Here is a 15,218-nt window from a genome sequence, read left to right as displayed (position 1 = left end):
GTCGTCGGAGCCCTGATCGGGGGATTCCTGCTCAGCTTCGTCGTCGACACCGCGAGCGGCGGCTGGTGGTTCACCTTGTTCACCGCGGTCCTGGGAGCGATCATTCTGCTCTGGCTGCTGCGACTCTTCGGGCGCGAGGCGTAAGGAGTCGCCATGATGAAATATGTTGCGTTGGCAGCCCTTGCGCTGGGAGTCATGTTCTCCGGGGCGTGCTCGGCCTCTGAGGTGATCAACACCGGCGGCGACACCCGATGCAAGGACTTCGTCGATCACGACGAGAAGAAGCAGGACGACGAGATAACCAAGATGCTCAAAGACCGCAGTGGCACCGATCCGGCCGCACTGGAGGTCTCGGCAACGCGGCTGTCGGTGTCGACCTACTGCAAGACCCTGGGCAGGCCGGACAGCAAAATATCCGAGGCGCCGCACGGCTGAGCTGACGTTGGCACCACACGGCGCGGTAGCCGCGCCGTGTGGTGCCAACGTTTTGGCCGGTGCCGTCGCCGCGGTTGGCGTCGGGACGACGCGCGCGGGGCGGTGCCCGCTTCGCCGAGTCGCGACCGATCCAACCGCATCGCCGGGGGGCGAACAGCCCCCGGGAAATTCCGGGGGCTGCTCGGGGATGCCCACGGGCCGCGGACGTGACGCCGCCGCACCGGTCGGGGAAGTACTTAGCCGCTGGGCCGCAAGTTGCAGCGCAACGCCGCGTGCCGCTCGGCTTCGGACATGCCGCCCCAGATGCCGTAGGGCTCGCCCACGGCGAGCGCGTGCGCACGGCACTGCTCGAGCACCGGGCAAGCGCGGCACCACTTTTTGGCATTCTGTTCCCGCGCTGCCCGCGCACGGCCCCGTTCTCCGTCGGGCGGGAAGAACACCGACGAATCGACTCCCCGACACGCTCCGCGGAGCTGCCAATCCCATACGTCCGCGTTGCGGCCGGGCAACTGCTCAACCTGTGGCATGGGGAACCCCTCTCCAAACGCTGGTCGGGCCGGGTCTCACGGAGGACGGCCTGGCGAGCGTTCTCTTCAGGTGCTGCGCGTAAAACAGCGCCGGCTGAATTCCGGCGCCGTGGGGACGGTAACCAAACGATCTGAAGTAATACCAACGCGAGGATTAAGAAAGGCTGGCCTAAAAGGGTGGACATTCCGTGAGAGTGGATGTTATTCCGCATTCTGTGGATTGGTGAAGTTATGTCACCTGCGCGTAACGTCGCGCAGCGATGATCGAGGACTCAGAGGCCGTTTTGGCCGCAGCCGCCTTCGGGGACGAACCGGGCCGCTGGCCCTTGCCCGAAGCGGCCAATCCGCGCCAGCGGTGGCTGCGTGCCGTCGCCGCCGGCGGCCAGGGTCGGTACGCCAGCGCCGCGGCCGATCTGGACGCGTTGTTACGCGCCGTTCCGGCAGGGCCGCTGGCCTCCCACGCCCACAGCACGCGGGGTTCTTTCCTGCGCCAGCTCGGCGGGCACGATGTGGCCCGCGGCTTCGACGGCCGGGCATTGGCGCTGGCCGGCGACGATCCCGTCGCCCGTGCCGACGCGCTGGTGGGGTTGGCGGCCGACGCCCTGGGTGTCGGGCGGTTCGCGGCATCGGCGGCACTGCTGGCCCGGCTGGCCCCCGAGTCGGCCGCCGCGCCGCCGCGCCTGGCGGTCCGCCGGCACTGGGTGGCCGCGGAACTTGCGATGGTCACCGACGATGGATCGGCCGCGGTGCGCAATGCCGAGCGGGCCGTGGCGCTCGTCGGCGACGGCATGGCGCGACACCGGGTGAAAAGTCAGGTGGTGCTGGCCGGCGCGCTGTGCTGCGCGGGCAACGTCGACCGGGCGCGGGCGGTGGCCGAGGACGCGATCGCAGAGACCGGGCGGCTGGGGCTGGTGCCGTTGCGGTGGGCGCTGGCCTGCATGCTGGCCGACATCGGCAGCCCTAGGTGGACCGCTGCGGAACTGCGGGAGCTGCGTGACGACGCCGCGGCGCTGGTGGGCCACCGGGGCGGGAACTGGCAGTCGCGCTGATCAGCGGTAGCCGTCGGCTTCCGAGGTCGCCCCGTTGAGCGACGCGTCGGCGTAGCCGCGGCAGTAGTCCCACGTCACGTAGCTGTCGGGCTCGGGGTCGTAGGCCGGCTCGTGCGGGCGGACGGTGCCGTCGATGAGCAGCTGCAGCAGGTTGGCGCGCAGCATGTCCCAATCGTGGTAGTGATCCTGCTGGCAGTCGTCGCAACACACCACCAGGCCGCGAATTCCCCGGTGCGCCAGCAACGCTTCGTAGACCGCCAGATCGGCGAGGTCGGCCTCGACCGCACTGCGCTCCTGCGGATCCAGCGGCTGGCCCGGTTCCACCGCGTCCAGTGCGGCAGACGGGTCGTGAGGATCGTCGGCGAACGGGTCCGGTGGCAAACCGGGTGGCAGGTGGTCACGCACGCCCATCAGGGTACGCAGTCGCCATGACCGAACGCCAGCGGCAGGTCGCGGCACACCCTGCGCGGCGGTCAAGGTGGTGGCGGGCGAAGGCGCCGGCGCGCCGCGATTAAGATGGTCTTCTCACCCCGGCTTTGTAGTGGAGGCTCCCAGATGGCCGTTGGTTGTCCAAACCGGAAGTCAGTGCCCAAATGACCGGCCAGTACGCCGCCGGACCGATCGATGACGCGGTGTACGCCGGCGGTGCGCTCGACGGGCAGGCCCCGAAGATCGCCATGCTGGGGCTGACCTTCGACGATGTGCTGCTGCTGCCGGCGGCCTCCGACGTGGTGCCCGCCACCGCTGACACCGCCAGCCGGTTGACCCGCAACATTGCGCTCAGGGTGCCGCTGGTCAGCTCCGCGATGGACACCGTCACCGAGGCGCGCATGGCGATTGCGATGGCCCGTGCCGGCGGCATGGGCGTGCTGCACCGCAATCTGCCGGTCGCCGAACAGGCCGGCCAGGTCGAGACGGTGAAGCGGTCCGAGGCGGGGATGGTGACCGACCCGGTGACCTGTACCCCGGAGAACACCCTGGCCGAGGTGGACGCCATGTGCGCCCGCTTCCGCATCTCCGGGCTGCCGGTCGTCGACAAGCAGGGTTCGCTGGTCGGGATCATCACCAACCGCGACATGCGCTTCGAAGTCGACCAGGCCAAACCGGTCGCCGAGGTGATGACCAAGGCGCCGCTGATCACCGCGCAGGAAGGGGTCTCCGCCGACGCCGCGCTGGGCCTGCTGCGCCGGCACAAGATCGAGAAGCTGCCGATCGTCGACGGGCACGGGAAGCTGACCGGGCTGATCACCGTCAAGGACTTCGTCAAGACCGAACAGCACCCGTTGGCCACCAAGGACAGCGACGGCCGGCTGCTGGTCGGGGCCGCGGTCGGCGTCGGCGACGATGCCTGGGTGCGGGCCATGACCCTGGTGGACGCCGGGGTCGACGTCCTGGTGGTCGACACCGCCCATGCCCACAACCGCGGTGTGCTCGACATGGTCGGCAAGCTCAAAGCCGAAGTCGGCGAGCGCGTCGAGGTGGTCGGCGGCAACGTCGCCACCCGCGGGGGAGCCGCCGCGCTGGTCGAAGCCGGTGCCGACGCGGTGAAGGTCGGGGTGGGCCCCGGCTCAATCTGCACCACCCGGGTGGTCGCCGGGGTCGGTGCCCCGCAGATCACCGCCATCATGGAGGCAGTGGCCGTCTGTGCGCCGGCCGGAGTGCCGGTGATCGCCGACGGCGGGCTGCAGTACTCCGGTGACATCGCCAAGGCGCTGGCGGCCGGCGCGTCGACGACGATGCTGGGCTCGCTGTTGGCCGGCACCGCCGAATCGCCCGGCGACCTGATCTTCGTCAACGGCAAGCAGTTCAAGAGCTACCGCGGGATGGGTTCGCTGGGCGCCATGCAGGGTCGCGGTGGAGCCAAGTCCTACTCCAAGGACCGCTACTTCCAGGACGACGCCCTCTCCGAGGACAAGCTGGTGCCCGAGGGCATCGAGGGCCGGGTGCCGTTCCGGGGGCCGCTGAGCACCGTCATCCACCAGCTCACCGGCGGGCTGCGGGCGGCGATGGGTTACACCGGTTCGGCCACCATCGAGCAGTTGCAGCAGGCGCAGTTCGTGCGGATCACCGCCGCCGGCTTGAAGGAAAGCCACCCGCACGACATCACCATGACCGTCGAAGCGCCGAACTACTACGTGCGTTAAGCGCCGAAACCGACGTTTTGCGGGTCGGCACCAGTGCTTGTGCTGCAGAATGTCGGTTTCGCGGAAAGATAAGGGTGATCCCGCATGCGTGACATGGTTGAGATCGGCATGGGCCGCACCGCCCGTCGCACCTATGAACTCGACGACATCAACATCGTGCCGTCCCGGCGTACCCGCTCCTCCAAGGACGTGTCCACCGCCTGGCAGCTGGACGCCTACCGGTTCGAGATGCCGGTGCTGGCCCACCCCACCGATGCGCTGGTCTCCCCGGAGTTCGCCGTCGAGCTGGGCCGGCTCGGCGGCTTGGGCGTGCTCAACGCCGAGGGTCTCATCGGCCGGCACGCCGACGTGGAAGCCAAGATCGCCCAGGTGATCGAGGCCGCCGCCAAGGAGCCCGAGCCCTCGGCGGCGATCCGGCTGCTGCAGCAGTTGCACGCTGCGCCCCTGGACCCCGAGCTGCTCGGCGCCGCGGTAGCGCGCATCAGCGAGGCCGGAGTGACCACCGCGGTACGGGTGAGTCCGCAGAACGCCGCAGCGCTGACTCCCGCGCTGGTGGCGGCCGGGGTCGACCTGCTGGTCATCCAGGGCACCATCATCTCCGCCGAGCGTGTCGCGGTGGATCGCGACGGGGCCGGCGAACCGCTCAACCTGAAGACCTTCATCTCCGAGCTGGACATCCCGGTGGTGGCCGGCGGGGTGATCGACCATCGCACCGCGCTGCACCTGATGCGGACCGGTGCTGCCGGTGTGATCGTCGGCTACGGCTCCACCTCCGGAGTGACCACATCCGATGAGGTGCTGGGCATCTCGGTGCCGATGGCCACGGCGATCGCCGATGCGGCCGCCGCGCGCCGCGAATACCTCGACGAGACCGGCGGACGCTACGTGCATGTGCTCGCCGACGGCGATATCCACACCTCCGGCGACCTGGCCAAGGCGATCGCCTGCGGCGCCGACGCGGTCGTGCTGGGCACGCCGCTGGCCGCGGCGGCCGAGGCGCAGGGCGACGGCTGGTACTGGCCGTCGGCTGCCGCCCACCCGTCGCTGCCGCGCGGTGCGCTGATGCAGGTCGCCTACGGCGAGCGCCCCAGCCTCGAGCAGGTGCTCGAGGGGCCCTCGGACGACCCGTTCGGCTCGCTGAACCTGGTCGGCGGGCTGCGCCGCGCGATGGCCAAGGCCGGCTACTGCGATCTCAAGGAATTCCAGAAGGTCGGCCTGACCGTCGGTTCTTGACCGCCCACTCTTTGTCTCCAGAAGACAAAGATCGCAACGAGATTTGGCCTCGGCGACCCTGCTACCGCGGGTACCGGGTAGGGCATACTGATGCGATGAAGCCTGACTACGACGTCGTGATCATCGGCTCGGGTTTCGGCGGCAGCGTGAGCGCGCTACGGCTGACCGAGAAGGGGTACCGCGTCGGTGTTCTGGAAGCGGGACGCCGCTACGCCGATGAGGACTTCGCCAAGAATTCCTGGCACCTGCGGGAATTCCTGTGGGCGCCGAAGCTGGGCTGCTATGGCATTCAGCGCATCCATCTGCTCAACAACGTCATGGTGCTGGCCGGCGCCGGAGTCGGCGGCGGCTCGCTGAATTACGCCAACACCCTCTACGTGCCACCGGAACCGTTCTTCGCCGACAAGCAGTGGGCACACATCACCGACTGGCGCGCCGAGTTGATGCCGCACTACGACCAGGCGCAGCGGATGCTCGGTGTGGTCAAGAACCCGACGTTCACCGACGCGGACCGCATCGTCAAGGAGGTCGCCGACGACATGGGGGTCGGTGACACCTTCGTGGCCACCCCGGTCGGCGTGTTCTTCGGTCCGGACGGCGCCCGCGGGGGCAAGGCGCCGGGCAAGACGGTGGCCGACCCGTACTTCGGCGGCGCCGGTCCGAAACGCACCGGTTGCCTCGAATGCGGCGAGTGCATGACGGGCTGCCGATGGGGCGCCAAGAACACCTTGGTGAAGAACTACCTGTATCTGGCGGAATCGGCTGGTGCACAAGTGCATCCGATGACGACGGTAACTGCCTTCGAGCAGGGCGCCGACGGGCTGTGGCGCGTGCAGACGGTGCGCACCGGTCCCGGGTTTGCGCGGCGACGCAAGACTTTCACCGCGCACCACCTGATCCTGGCGGCCGGCACCTACAACACCCAGCGGCTGCTGTTCAAGATGCGCGATAAGGGCAAGCTGCCGAAGCTGTCCGACAAGCTGGGGGTGCTCACCCGCACCAACTCCGAATCCATCGTTGGTGCGGCGACGTTGAACGTCAACCCGGAGCTGAACCTGACGCACGGCGTGGCGATCACGTCCTCGATCCATCCCACCGCCGACACCCATGTCGAACCGGTGCGCTACGGCAAGGGCTCCAATGCCATGGGGCTGCTGCAGACCCTGATGACCGACGGTGCCGGCCCGCAAGGCACCGATGTGCCGCGCTGGAGACAGCTGCTGGACCAGGCCGGCGAAGACCCGCGCCACATCCTGCGCCTGCTCAACCCGCGACACTGGAGCGAGCGCACGGTGATCGCCCTGGTCATGCAGCATCTGGACAACTCGATCACCACGTTCACCAAACGCGGCCGGCTGGGCATCCGCCGCTACACCAGCAAGCAGGGCCACGGCGAGCCGAACCCGAGCTGGATTCCGGTCGGCAACGAGGTCACCCGCCGGATCGCCGCCAAGATCGACGGAGTGGCCGGCGGGACCTGGGGAGAGTTGTTCAACATCCCGCTCACCGCGCACTTCTTGGGCGGCGCCGCGATCGGGGACAGCCCCGAGCACGGTGTCATCGACCCTTACCAGCGGGTGTACGGCTACCCGACCCTGGCGGTGATGGACGGCGCGGCGGTGTCGGCCAACCTCGGTGTCAACCCCTCACTGTCGATCGCCGCGCAGGCCGAGCGGGCGGCGTCGTTGTGGCCCAACAAGGGCGAGGTCGATCTGCGGCCCGCCCAGGGCGACCCCTACCGGCGGCTGGACCCGATCGCGCCGAAGAACCCGGCGGTGCCCGATCACGCCGTGGGCGCGCTGCGCTGGTCTACCGGTATCGCCTGAGGTATCACCGCGCGACCTCCCGGCGATGCGTCGGTGCGCGGCCGGGCGGCTGGATCGGGGTGGGCAGCAGCGGCTCGCGGCGGCGGACCGGCAGCGTCGTCGGGGCCTGGGGGTTCAGTTCGACGTCCTGGCCGCCATGGTTGATCGTCAGCCGCCCGCCGGGGCCGTCGCGCAGGGTGTAGGTGACCTCGGTGTGGTTGGCGTCGACGGTCACCCGAAACCCGTGCCAGCGCAGCCGGAACCGCAGCCGTGATATCCCGTCGGGCAGTGCGGGGTCCAGCGACAGCACGCCGGTGTCCTCGCGCAGGCCGCCGAACCCGGCGACCAGGGCCACCCAGGAGCCGGCCAGCGCCGCCAGGTGCAGGCCGTCGCGGGTGTTGTCGTGCAGGTCGCGCAGATCGATGAACGCCGTCTCGTAGGTGTAGTCGTGGGCCAGCTCCAAGTGCCCCACCTCGGCGCACATCACCGCCTGGGTGCACGCCGACAGCGACGAGTCCCGCACGGTGCGCCGCTCGTAGTAGTCGACGTTGCGGGCTTTCTGCTCGGCGGTGAACGCGTGGCTGCGCCACTGCATGGCCAGCAGAAGATCGGCCTGCTTGACCACCTGCGCCGGGTACAGCCGCACATAGGGCTCGTTGAGCAGCAGCGGGTAGGTGTTGCGGTTCTCGAAGTCCCATTCGGCGGCCGAGGTGAAGCCCTCGCACTGCGGGTGCACCCCCAGCTCCTCGTCGTAGGGGATGTGTGCGGCGTCGGCGGCGTCGCGCCAGCCGGCCATCTCCTCGGTGGTGACCCCCAGCTCGTGGGCGGCATCGGGGTGGCGGGCGCAGGCGTCGGCGGCGGTGCGCAGGTTGTGGGCGGCCATCAGGTTGGTGAACACGTTGTCCCGAACGACGGCGGTGTACTCGTCGGGCCCGGTGACTCCGTACAGGTGCCACACCCCGTGCCGGTCGTGGTGCCCCAGCGATCGCCAGAGCCGCGCCGTCTCAACCAGCACCGCCAAACCGCATTCCTGCTCCACCGTGGTGTCGCCGGTGACCACCCGGTACTGCTCGAACGCCGCCGCGATATCGGCGTTGATGTGCCAGGCGGCGGTGCCCGCGGGCCAGTACCCGGAGCATTCCTGGCCGCGGATGGTCCGCCACGGGAAGGCCGCCCCGGCCAGCCCCAGCTCGGCGGCTCGCCCACGCGCCAGGTCCAGGGTGGTGGCCCGCCAGCGCAGCGCGTCGGCGGCGGCCTGCGGGGCGGTGTAGATCAGCACCGGCAGGATGAAGCTCTCGCTGTCCCAGAAAGTGTGGCCGTCATAACCGGTGCCGGTCAGTCCCTTGCTGGGGATGGCGCGGCGTTCGGCGCGGGCGCTGGCCTGCAGCAGATGGAACAGCGCGAAGCGGACCGCCTGCTGGCAGTCCGGGTCGCCGTGGACTTCGACGTCGGCACCGTCCCAGAACTCGTCGAGATAAGCCCGCTGGGCGTCGAGCAGCCCCTGCCAGCCGCTGTAGCGGGCACCGGTCAGCGCGGCGATGGCCTGGTCGCGCAGCGCCGGCCGGGACCGTTCGCTGGACCAGCCGTAGGCCAGGTACTTGACTATCCGCAGCTTCTGCCCCGGGCGTAACCCGCACACGATGGTGGTTGCCGCCACGTCGGGGATCGTGATGGTCGTGACCTGGACCCGGCCGGGCACCTCGACCTCGTGGTCCATGGCGGCGGCCATCATCAGTCCGCTCGCACGGGTGCGGTGTACCAGCACCGCGCCGGTGTTGTTGTTCTCGCGTTCGACGGCCTCCAGCGGGTTCTCCAGGATGGCCGCCACCCGAGGGTCATCGGAGGTCGGGGGCTGGTCCTCATTGGCGACCAGCTCCGATTGCACGGTGACCCGGACGAACTCGTCGACCGCCTCGACGACGTATTCGATCGCCGCGACGCTGCGGTGGGCCAGCGAGACCAGCCGCGTCGAGTGCACCTTGACCTGCTTTTTCGCCGGTGAGCGCCAATGGACGTGGCGGCGCAGGGTGCCGGCGCGCATGTCCAGGATGCGCTGGTGGTCGATCAGTTCGCCGTAGCGGACATCGAACGGTTCGTCGTCGACCATCAGCCGCAGGATCTTGCCGTTGGTCACATCGACGACGGTCTGCCCGGCCTGCGGGTAGCCGTAACCGGCCTCGGCGTGCGGCAGCGGGCGCACCTCGTAGAAGGAGTTGAGGTAGGTGCCGGGCATGCCGTGCGGTTCGCCCTCATCGAGGTTGCCGCGCAGACCGATGTGCCCGTTGGACAGCGCGAACAGCGACTCGGTCTGCCCGAGCAGGTCCAGGTCGAGCCGGGTCTCGCGGAGCTGCCACGGCTCGATCGGGAAGTAGTCCTGCGGGATCATCGGCGCTCTCTCACAACAGTTCCTCCAGATCGGTGACGACCACGTCGGCGCCATTGCTCAGCAGGTCGTCGCGCTGGCCCACGCGGTCGACGCCCACCACGAAGCCGAACCCGCCGGCCCGTCCGGCCGCCACGCCCGCCAGTGCATCCTCGTACACCGCGCACGCCGCGGGAGTGACGCCCAGCAGCTGCGCGGCCCGCAGGAACGAATCGGGGGCGGGTTTGCCCGCGATGTGTTCGGTGCGCAGGGTCACGCCGTCGACTCGTTGGCCGATGAACTTGTCCAGACCGGTCAGCGCCAGAATCTCACCGGCATTGGCGCTGGCCGAAACCACCGCGGTGGCCAGGCCCGCGGCGGTGACCGCCGCCAGGTAGCGCCGGGACCCCTCGAACACCTCCACGCCGTCGGCCCGTAGCGTCAGCTGGAACGCCTCGTTCTTGCGGTTGCCCAGCCCGTGCACGGTCTCGGCGTCCGGCGGGTCGTCGTCGGTGCCGTCGGGCAGCGTGATGCCGCGGCTGGCCAGGAATGCGCGCACCCCGTCGTCGCGTTTCCGGCCGTCGACGAAGCGCCGGTAATCGCTGTCCGGGTCGAACGGCGTGAATGCGCCGCCGGTGCGCTGGGCACGCGCCGCCAGGTAGGTGTCGAACATGGCTTTCCAGGCGCGGGTGTGCACGCTTGCGGTATCGGTGAGCACGCCGTCGAGGTCGAACAAGCAGGCTCGCACCGTCTCGGGCAGGCCCAGCACCGTGTTCTGCGTTCGGATGATGCGGCCATCTCCTTCCGCTAGCGGTGTATCTCCACTCCCACCATGCGCGCCGTTGGTTCGTTGACTCTAACCGCCACTAGACTCCGTGCGGTGTCGTCACCATCGTCGCGCCCCGTGTTGGTCATCGACTTCGGCGCGCAATACGCCCAACTGATCGCCCGCCGGGTCCGCGAAGCGCGGGTGTTCTCCGAAGTGGTCCCGCACACCGCGACCGTCGAGGAGATCGCTGCGCGCGATCCGCTGGCCATCGTGCTGTCCGGCGGACCCGCCAGCGTCTACGCCGAGGGCGCCCCTCAGCTCGATCCGGCGCTGTTCGACCTCGACATTCCGGTGTTCGGGATCTGCTACGGCTTCCAGGCCATGGCGGCCGCACTCGGAGGCACCGTGGAGCGCACCGGCACCAGTGAGTACGGCCGCACCGAGCTGACGGTGACCGCAGGCGAGCTGCACGCGGGCCTGCCGGCCACCCAGCCGGTATGGATGAGCCATGGCGACGCGGTCACCCAGCCGCCGCAGGGGTTCACCGTGGCGGCTCGCACCGCCGGTGCGCCGGTCGCCGCGTTCGAGAACCGTGCCCGCCGGCTGGCCGGGGTGCAGTACCACCCCGAAGTGCTGCACACCCCGTACGGCCAGCGTGTGCTCAACCGGTTCCTGCACGAGTTCGCCGGCATCGACGCGTCCTGGACGCCCGCCAACATCGCCGATGCGCTGATCGAGCAGGTGCGCGAACAGATCGGCGAGGGCCACGCCATCTGCGGGCTCTCCGGCGGGGTGGACTCCGCGGTGGCCGCGGCACTGGTGCAACGTGCCATCGGCGACCGGCTGACCTGTGTGTTCGTCGATCATGGGCTGCTGCGGGCCGGGGAACGCGAGCAGGTGCAGAACGACTTCGTCCTGGCCACCGGAGCCAAGCTGGTCACCGTAGATGCGGCTGCCGTCTTTCTCGATGCGCTGAGCGGGGTGTCCGACCCGGAGGGTAAGCGAAAGATCATCGGGCGCCAGTTCATCCGGGCGTTCGAAGGCGCGGTGCGAGACACGTTGGGCGACCACGACGTCGAGTTCCTGGTGCAGGGCACGCTGTATCCCGACGTGGTGGAATCCGGCGGCGGCGCCGGCACCGCCAACATCAAGAGTCACCACAACGTCGGTGGGCTGCCCGACGACCTGAAGTTCAGCCTCGTCGAGCCGCTGCGGCTGCTGTTCAAAGACGAGGTGCGCGCGGTCGGTCGTGAGCTGGGACTGCCGGAGGAAATCGTTGCCCGCCAACCGTTCCCGGGCCCCGGGCTGGGTATCCGGATTGTCGGCGAGGTCACCGCCCAGCGGCTGGCGACGCTGCGGCAGGCCGACGCGATAGCCCGCGAGGAGTTGACCGCCGCGGGCCTGGATCACCAGATCTGGCAGTGCCCGGTGGTGCTTTTGGCCGATGTCCGCTCGGTGGGGGTGCAGGGCGACGGCCGTACCTACGGCCATCCGATCGTGCTGCGGCCGGTGTCGAGCGAGGATGCCATGACCGCCGACTGGACTCGGGTTCCCTACGAGGTGCTCGAGCGGATTTCCACCCGGATCACCAACGAGGTGGCCGAGGTCAACCGGGTGGTGTTGGATATCACCAGCAAACCACCCGGCACTATTGAGTGGGAGTAGTCACGATGATTGCTGCGTTTTCGGCTGACAGCGTTACGCGTCGCGAATTCTGGGCGCAACTGTGCCCTGGAATGTCGATAGAGGCTGGGGGCGCCCGCCCATCCACTTCGGTCGCCGAGTTCGACACCCAGCTGGCGAACTTGAAGCGTGAGGGCTACGTCCAGGTCCCCGACGCCCTGCCGGAAGCGGCCGTCGCGCCCATTCGTACGGGTGTGTCGACATTGTTCCAACAAGGAATCCCGCTGGCTTTCGCCTTCGTCTACGACGAGCTGTGGCTGGCGTTCCAGGGGTTTTCGGAGTTCCTCACCAGCGTGATGGGCGAGGGGTATCGGGCGTTGCCCGACTTCTGGGTCTGGCACGTCAACCCCAGCGATAACGCCGTGGGCTGGGGACCGCACCGGGACAAGTTGGTCAACACCCTCGATGACGACAACTCGCCGCGGACGCTGACCGTGTGGCTGCCGTTCACCGATGCCACCCCGCTCAACGGGTGCATGTACATGCTGCCCGCCCATCTCGACGATCGTTTCGTCGAGCGGCGCTGGGACGGACCGGACAACACGATCGTCCGCAATCTTCAGGACATTCGGGCGCTGCCGGCCACGGCGGGCACCATGTTCGCCTGGAACCAGGCCGTCCTGCACTGGGGTGGGCGCGGCAGCCGTCTGGGAGCCGCGCCGCGGATCAGCGCCGCCTTCGAGTTTCAGCGTTCCGACTGTGCGCCGTTCAACAGCCCGTTGCTGGATCCGCACCGGATGCCGACTTTCACCGAGCGGCTGGGGCTGATCGGCAAACAGGTTCTGCAATACCGTCACATGTATCCGCTTGCTCCTGATGTCGAGGCCATTGCGACTTTGATCGCGGAGCGCTATATGCCTGAGGTGGCGGCCTCGATGGGAGTCGGTGCGGCGATCTGAGGCGGGGAGCCCGCTAGATCGGTGTGGAGCGCAGCGCCGCGGGAAGGCTCGGCAGGAAATGCAGGGTCGCGAATCTGCGGATGTCCTCGGCGGAGTCCAGCGGTTCGCGTGCGGGCAGCAGCAGCGCCATCGCCGCGTAGCGCAGGATGGTGTCGGCCAGATCGGTGACCACCTGCGGGCCGATGCGCTCGGCGAAACCGGCCGGGAAGATCACCTGCAGTGCCTCGGACATCCGTTCCACGATCGCGCCATAGTGCCGCCGTCCGAGTTCCAGCGCCAGCGCCGGCTCGTCGGTGATCATCCGGTTGAGAACCCGATGCCGGCGAAACCGCATGATCGCCGAGGTGAATGCCTCGACGTAGTAGTTCGACTGGGCGCCGGAGGTTTTCAGTTCGGCGGCGATATCGGCGTAGAGCGCGGCGTTCTCCCGGTCGATGACCGCGGCGACCAGTTCGTCGCGGCCGGCGAACCGGCGGTAGATGGTGGTGCGGCTGACCCGGGCGCGGCGAGCCACGTCGTCCAGGGCCACCCGGCGGAAGCCGTGCTGTTCGAACTCGACGACCGCGGCGTCGAGGATGGCGGTGGTCGCCGGGTCAGCCCCGGGCGTAGCCGGCATAGGCGAACTTGTTGTAGCGCAGTCGCATCGGCAAATGATCCCATGCCCAGTTGACCGGCCGCGATCGGCAGACCGCGGCGAACCGCTGATAGCGCCGCTCCTGCCGGTCGCTCCAGGGCAGGCCCAATTGGGCGCGGGTGCTCGGCGGCATGCCGCCGGTGGTGAGAAACGCCGCGACCGGATTGAAGATCACCGAGATCGCCCGCCACAGCGCCGGCGGCACCCCCTTGGGGCAGGGGAAACCCTTGGTGACATAGCCGACGCCGTACTTGGCGGTCGGGTGGGCGACGAGAACCTTGTCCAGCATCTGGTTCCAGTAGCGCTCGAATTCGGCGTAGTCGGCCGGCATCACCCGGTCGCTGACGCCGTAGCGGCGATACCAGGTCTTCGACTCGAGGTAGATCCGCTCCTTCTCGTCCGGGGTGAGCCGTTTGACGAAGGTGTCGGCGAAGTACAGCACCTGCTCGACGAAGGTGGCGTGCGCCCAGAAGTAGGTCTCGGGATCCAGCGCGTGATACCGGCTCCCGTCGGGCATATTGCCCTTGATGCTGTGGTGGAAGTCGCGCACCTGCAGGCCGGAGTGGCCGGACTCGGTGCCGTAGACGGTCATGAAGATCGGCGGCAGCGAGCGTTTGATGCGGGCAGCGGTGTCGGCGAAGAACACCGAGTGGTCCAGCACGCCCTGGCCGAGCTCGGCGAGCATGTTCTGCAGCACTGCCGGGCGCGGCCCGATCAGGAACATCCGGTTGTCGCCGAAGTAGCGCCATACCAGGGACTGCGGTCCCAGGGGCAGGGCATCGGTAGCCGCGTCGGTCTCCACGGATTGGGTCATGTGGCACAGTGTTACATGTTTTGAACTGTGTACCAAAGTGGGAGATCAGCGGCTTCCCCGCGGTACGGATGTGGCCTGCGAGGCCGTTGGTGCAGCGCTGAAGAGTCCGGCTTGACGTTTGTCGGTGGGGGAGTGTTCACTCGGGTCAATCGAACATAGTTTCGAATCGGATTTGAGTCATCCCGGAGGCGATCATGACGGCGGCGGTGCGCGTGGGGGAGCGTCATGTCATCCCGGAAAACCGTGTTGAGCAGCTTAAACAGCTGCGTCTGCAGATGGCGGCGGTGTCCGGGAAGGTGGGTGCCGGCCGGTCGGGGCCCGGCGCGGTCCCGGGGGCTGCGGTCGCCCCGGCGGCCGACGCCGTGCTGCCCGTTCCGCCGCTGCTGGCCGAGGTGCTGCCCGCCGGATTGCCCCGGGGCACGGTGGCGGTGCTCTCGGGGGCCCGGTCGCTGACGCTGGGCGTGGTGGCCACGGTGACGGCGGCCGGGGGGAACGCGGCGATCGTCGGCCAGCCGGAGCTCGGGTTGTTGGCCGCGGCGGAGATGGGTGCAGACCTGAGCCGGCTCGCCGTCATCCCGGATCCCGGCAACGACCCGGTGGAGGTGGCCGCGGTGCTGATCGACGGCATGGATCTGGTGGTGCTCGGTCTGGGCGGCCGCTGCGTTCCGCCGTCGCGCACCCGGGTCGTGCTGGCCCGTGCCCGCCACCGCGGGTGTGCCCTGCTGGTCTCCGGCGGCGACTGGCAGGGGTCGGCGCTGCGACTGGACGCCCGGGTGAGCGGTTATGAGACCACCGGCCACCCGACGGCGGGCTGCGCGGCCGTTGGCGGCTTCGGCCGGATCGGCGCGGTGCGCCTCGAGGTGC

At 69.0% G+C, this 15,218-nt stretch carries 15 protein-coding genes; 9 read left to right on the top strand and 6 right to left on the bottom strand.

The features are described from left to right. Window positions 1–144: GlsB/YeaQ/YmgE family stress response membrane protein (locus LI92_RS22420; RefSeq protein ID WP_046320312.1), on the top strand; the 144-nt coding region annotated here is incomplete at its 5' end. A gap of 9 nt (window positions 145–153) precedes the next feature. Then, window positions 154–435, top strand: a complete 282-nt coding sequence (locus tag LI92_RS15430) for a hypothetical protein (RefSeq protein WP_046320311.1) — start codon at window positions 154–156, stop codon at window positions 433–435. A 236-nt stretch (window positions 436–671) separates the two neighbouring features. On the opposite strand, the gene LI92_RS15425 is transcribed toward LI92_RS15430, so the two are convergent. After that, window positions 672–962 carry a WhiB family transcriptional regulator gene (locus tag LI92_RS15425; RefSeq protein WP_046320309.1) on the bottom strand — a complete coding sequence of 97 codons (291 nt, stop codon included), beginning with the start codon at window positions 960–962 and terminating at the stop codon, window positions 672–674. A gap of 260 nt (window positions 963–1,222) precedes the next feature. Here LI92_RS15425 and LI92_RS15420 point away from each other — a divergent pair, with 260 nt between their 5' ends. Next, complete coding sequence (locus tag LI92_RS15420) at window positions 1,223–2,011, top strand: hypothetical protein (RefSeq protein WP_046320308.1); 789 nt, start codon at window positions 1,223–1,225, stop codon at window positions 2,009–2,011. Here the strand turns inward: LI92_RS15420 and LI92_RS15415 are convergent, their stop codons facing one another. After that, on the bottom strand, window positions 2,012–2,416 hold the full coding sequence (locus LI92_RS15415; RefSeq protein ID WP_046189125.1) for a DUF5319 domain-containing protein: 405 nt from the start codon (window positions 2,414–2,416) through the stop codon (window positions 2,012–2,014). Window positions 2,417–2,688: 272 nt separating this feature from the next. On the opposite strand from LI92_RS15415, the gene guaB reads away from it, so the two are divergent. From guaB to LI92_RS15400, 3 genes are all read left to right on the top strand, one after another. Further along, entirely contained in the window at window positions 2,689–4,155 is a 1,467-nt protein-coding gene (gene guaB / locus LI92_RS15410; protein ID WP_204368894.1) for an IMP dehydrogenase, read from the top strand. 93 nt (window positions 4,156–4,248) lie between these two features. Beyond that, window positions 4,249–5,388, top strand: coding sequence for a GuaB3 family IMP dehydrogenase-related protein (locus LI92_RS15405; protein WP_192830065.1), 1,140 nt, complete (start codon window positions 4,249–4,251; stop codon window positions 5,386–5,388). A gap of 95 nt (window positions 5,389–5,483) precedes the next feature. Next, the gene (locus LI92_RS15400; RefSeq protein WP_046320304.1) at window positions 5,484–7,214 is read left to right on the top strand and encodes a GMC oxidoreductase; all 1,731 of its coding nucleotides are present in this window, start codon (window positions 5,484–5,486) and stop codon (window positions 7,212–7,214) included. Between the two features lie 4 nt (window positions 7,215–7,218). Here the strand turns inward: LI92_RS15400 and LI92_RS15395 are convergent, their stop codons facing one another. Further along, on the bottom strand, window positions 7,219–9,579 hold the full coding sequence (locus LI92_RS15395; RefSeq protein ID WP_046320302.1) for a glycoside hydrolase family 65 protein: 2,361 nt from the start codon (window positions 9,577–9,579) through the stop codon (window positions 7,219–7,221). 10 nt (window positions 9,580–9,589) lie between these two features. Then, on the bottom strand, window positions 9,590–10,324 hold the full coding sequence (locus LI92_RS15390) for a beta-phosphoglucomutase family hydrolase (protein WP_046320300.1): 735 nt from the start codon (window positions 10,322–10,324) through the stop codon (window positions 9,590–9,592). Window positions 10,325–10,435: 111 nt separating this feature from the next. Between LI92_RS15390 and guaA the strand changes: the two genes are divergently transcribed. After that, window positions 10,436–11,989, top strand: a complete 1,554-nt coding sequence (gene guaA, locus LI92_RS15385) for a glutamine-hydrolyzing GMP synthase (RefSeq protein ID WP_046320299.1) — start codon at window positions 10,436–10,438, stop codon at window positions 11,987–11,989. Window positions 11,990–12,060: 71 nt separating this feature from the next. Next, a complete protein-coding gene (locus LI92_RS15380; RefSeq protein WP_286135127.1) occupies window positions 12,061–12,906 on the top strand; it encodes a phytanoyl-CoA dioxygenase family protein in 846 nt (281 codons plus the stop codon). Window positions 12,907–12,919: 13 nt separating this feature from the next. Here the strand turns inward: LI92_RS15380 and LI92_RS15375 are convergent, their stop codons facing one another. After that, window positions 12,920–13,522: a TetR/AcrR family transcriptional regulator gene (locus tag LI92_RS15375; RefSeq protein ID WP_046320296.1), complete on the bottom strand. Its 603-nt coding sequence runs from the start codon at window positions 13,520–13,522 to the stop codon at window positions 12,920–12,922. Next, on the bottom strand, window positions 13,500–14,354 hold the full coding sequence (locus LI92_RS15370; RefSeq protein WP_046320294.1) for an oxygenase MpaB family protein: 855 nt from the start codon (window positions 14,352–14,354) through the stop codon (window positions 13,500–13,502). The genes LI92_RS15375 and LI92_RS15370 overlap by 23 nt, the downstream gene beginning before the upstream one ends. Before the next feature lie 194 nt (window positions 14,355–14,548). On the opposite strand from LI92_RS15370, the gene imuA' reads away from it, so the two are divergent. Continuing rightward, the coding region (gene imuA' / locus LI92_RS15365) for a DnaE2-dependent mutagenesis accessory factor ImuA' (RefSeq protein ID WP_046320292.1) at window positions 14,549–15,218 on the top strand (670 nt) is incomplete at its 3' end.

The sequence above is a fragment of the Mycobacterium sp. UM_Kg1 genome (genome assembly GCF_000972925.1).
Taxonomy (GTDB): domain Bacteria; phylum Actinomycetota; class Actinomycetes; order Mycobacteriales; family Mycobacteriaceae; genus Mycobacterium; species Mycobacterium hiberniae.
This window is presented reverse-complemented; position numbering and strand designations above follow the sequence as displayed.

What these genes read in the sequence shown, in the direction of transcription:
- guaB (WP_204368894.1), top strand. Translation starts at nt 2,689, where the DNA reads ATGCTGGGGCTGACCTTCGACGATGTGCTGCTGCTGCCGGCGGCCTCC.
- LI92_RS15380 (WP_286135127.1), top strand. Translation starts at nt 12,061, where the DNA reads ATGTCGATAGAGGCTGGGGGCGCCCGCCCATCCACTTCGGTCGCCGAG.
- LI92_RS15425 (WP_046320309.1), bottom strand. Translation starts at nt 962, where the DNA reads ATGCCACAGGTTGAGCAGTTGCCCGGCCGCAACGCGGACGTATGGGAT.
- LI92_RS15420 (WP_046320308.1), top strand. Translation starts at nt 1,223, where the DNA reads ATGATCGAGGACTCAGAGGCCGTTTTGGCCGCAGCCGCCTTCGGGGAC.
- LI92_RS15370 (WP_046320294.1), bottom strand. Translation starts at nt 14,354, where the DNA reads ATGACCCAATCCGTGGAGACCGACGCGGCTACCGATGCCCTGCCCCTG.
- LI92_RS15430 (WP_046320311.1), top strand. Translation starts at nt 154, where the DNA reads ATGATGAAATATGTTGCGTTGGCAGCCCTTGCGCTGGGAGTCATGTTC.
- LI92_RS15375 (WP_046320296.1), bottom strand. Translation starts at nt 13,522, where the DNA reads ATGCCGGCTACGCCCGGGGCTGACCCGGCGACCACCGCCATCCTCGAC.
- LI92_RS15395 (WP_046320302.1), bottom strand. Translation starts at nt 9,579, where the DNA reads ATGATCCCGCAGGACTACTTCCCGATCGAGCCGTGGCAGCTCCGCGAG.
- LI92_RS15405 (WP_192830065.1), top strand. Translation starts at nt 4,249, where the DNA reads ATGGTTGAGATCGGCATGGGCCGCACCGCCCGTCGCACCTATGAACTC.
- LI92_RS15400 (WP_046320304.1), top strand. Translation starts at nt 5,484, where the DNA reads ATGAAGCCTGACTACGACGTCGTGATCATCGGCTCGGGTTTCGGCGGC.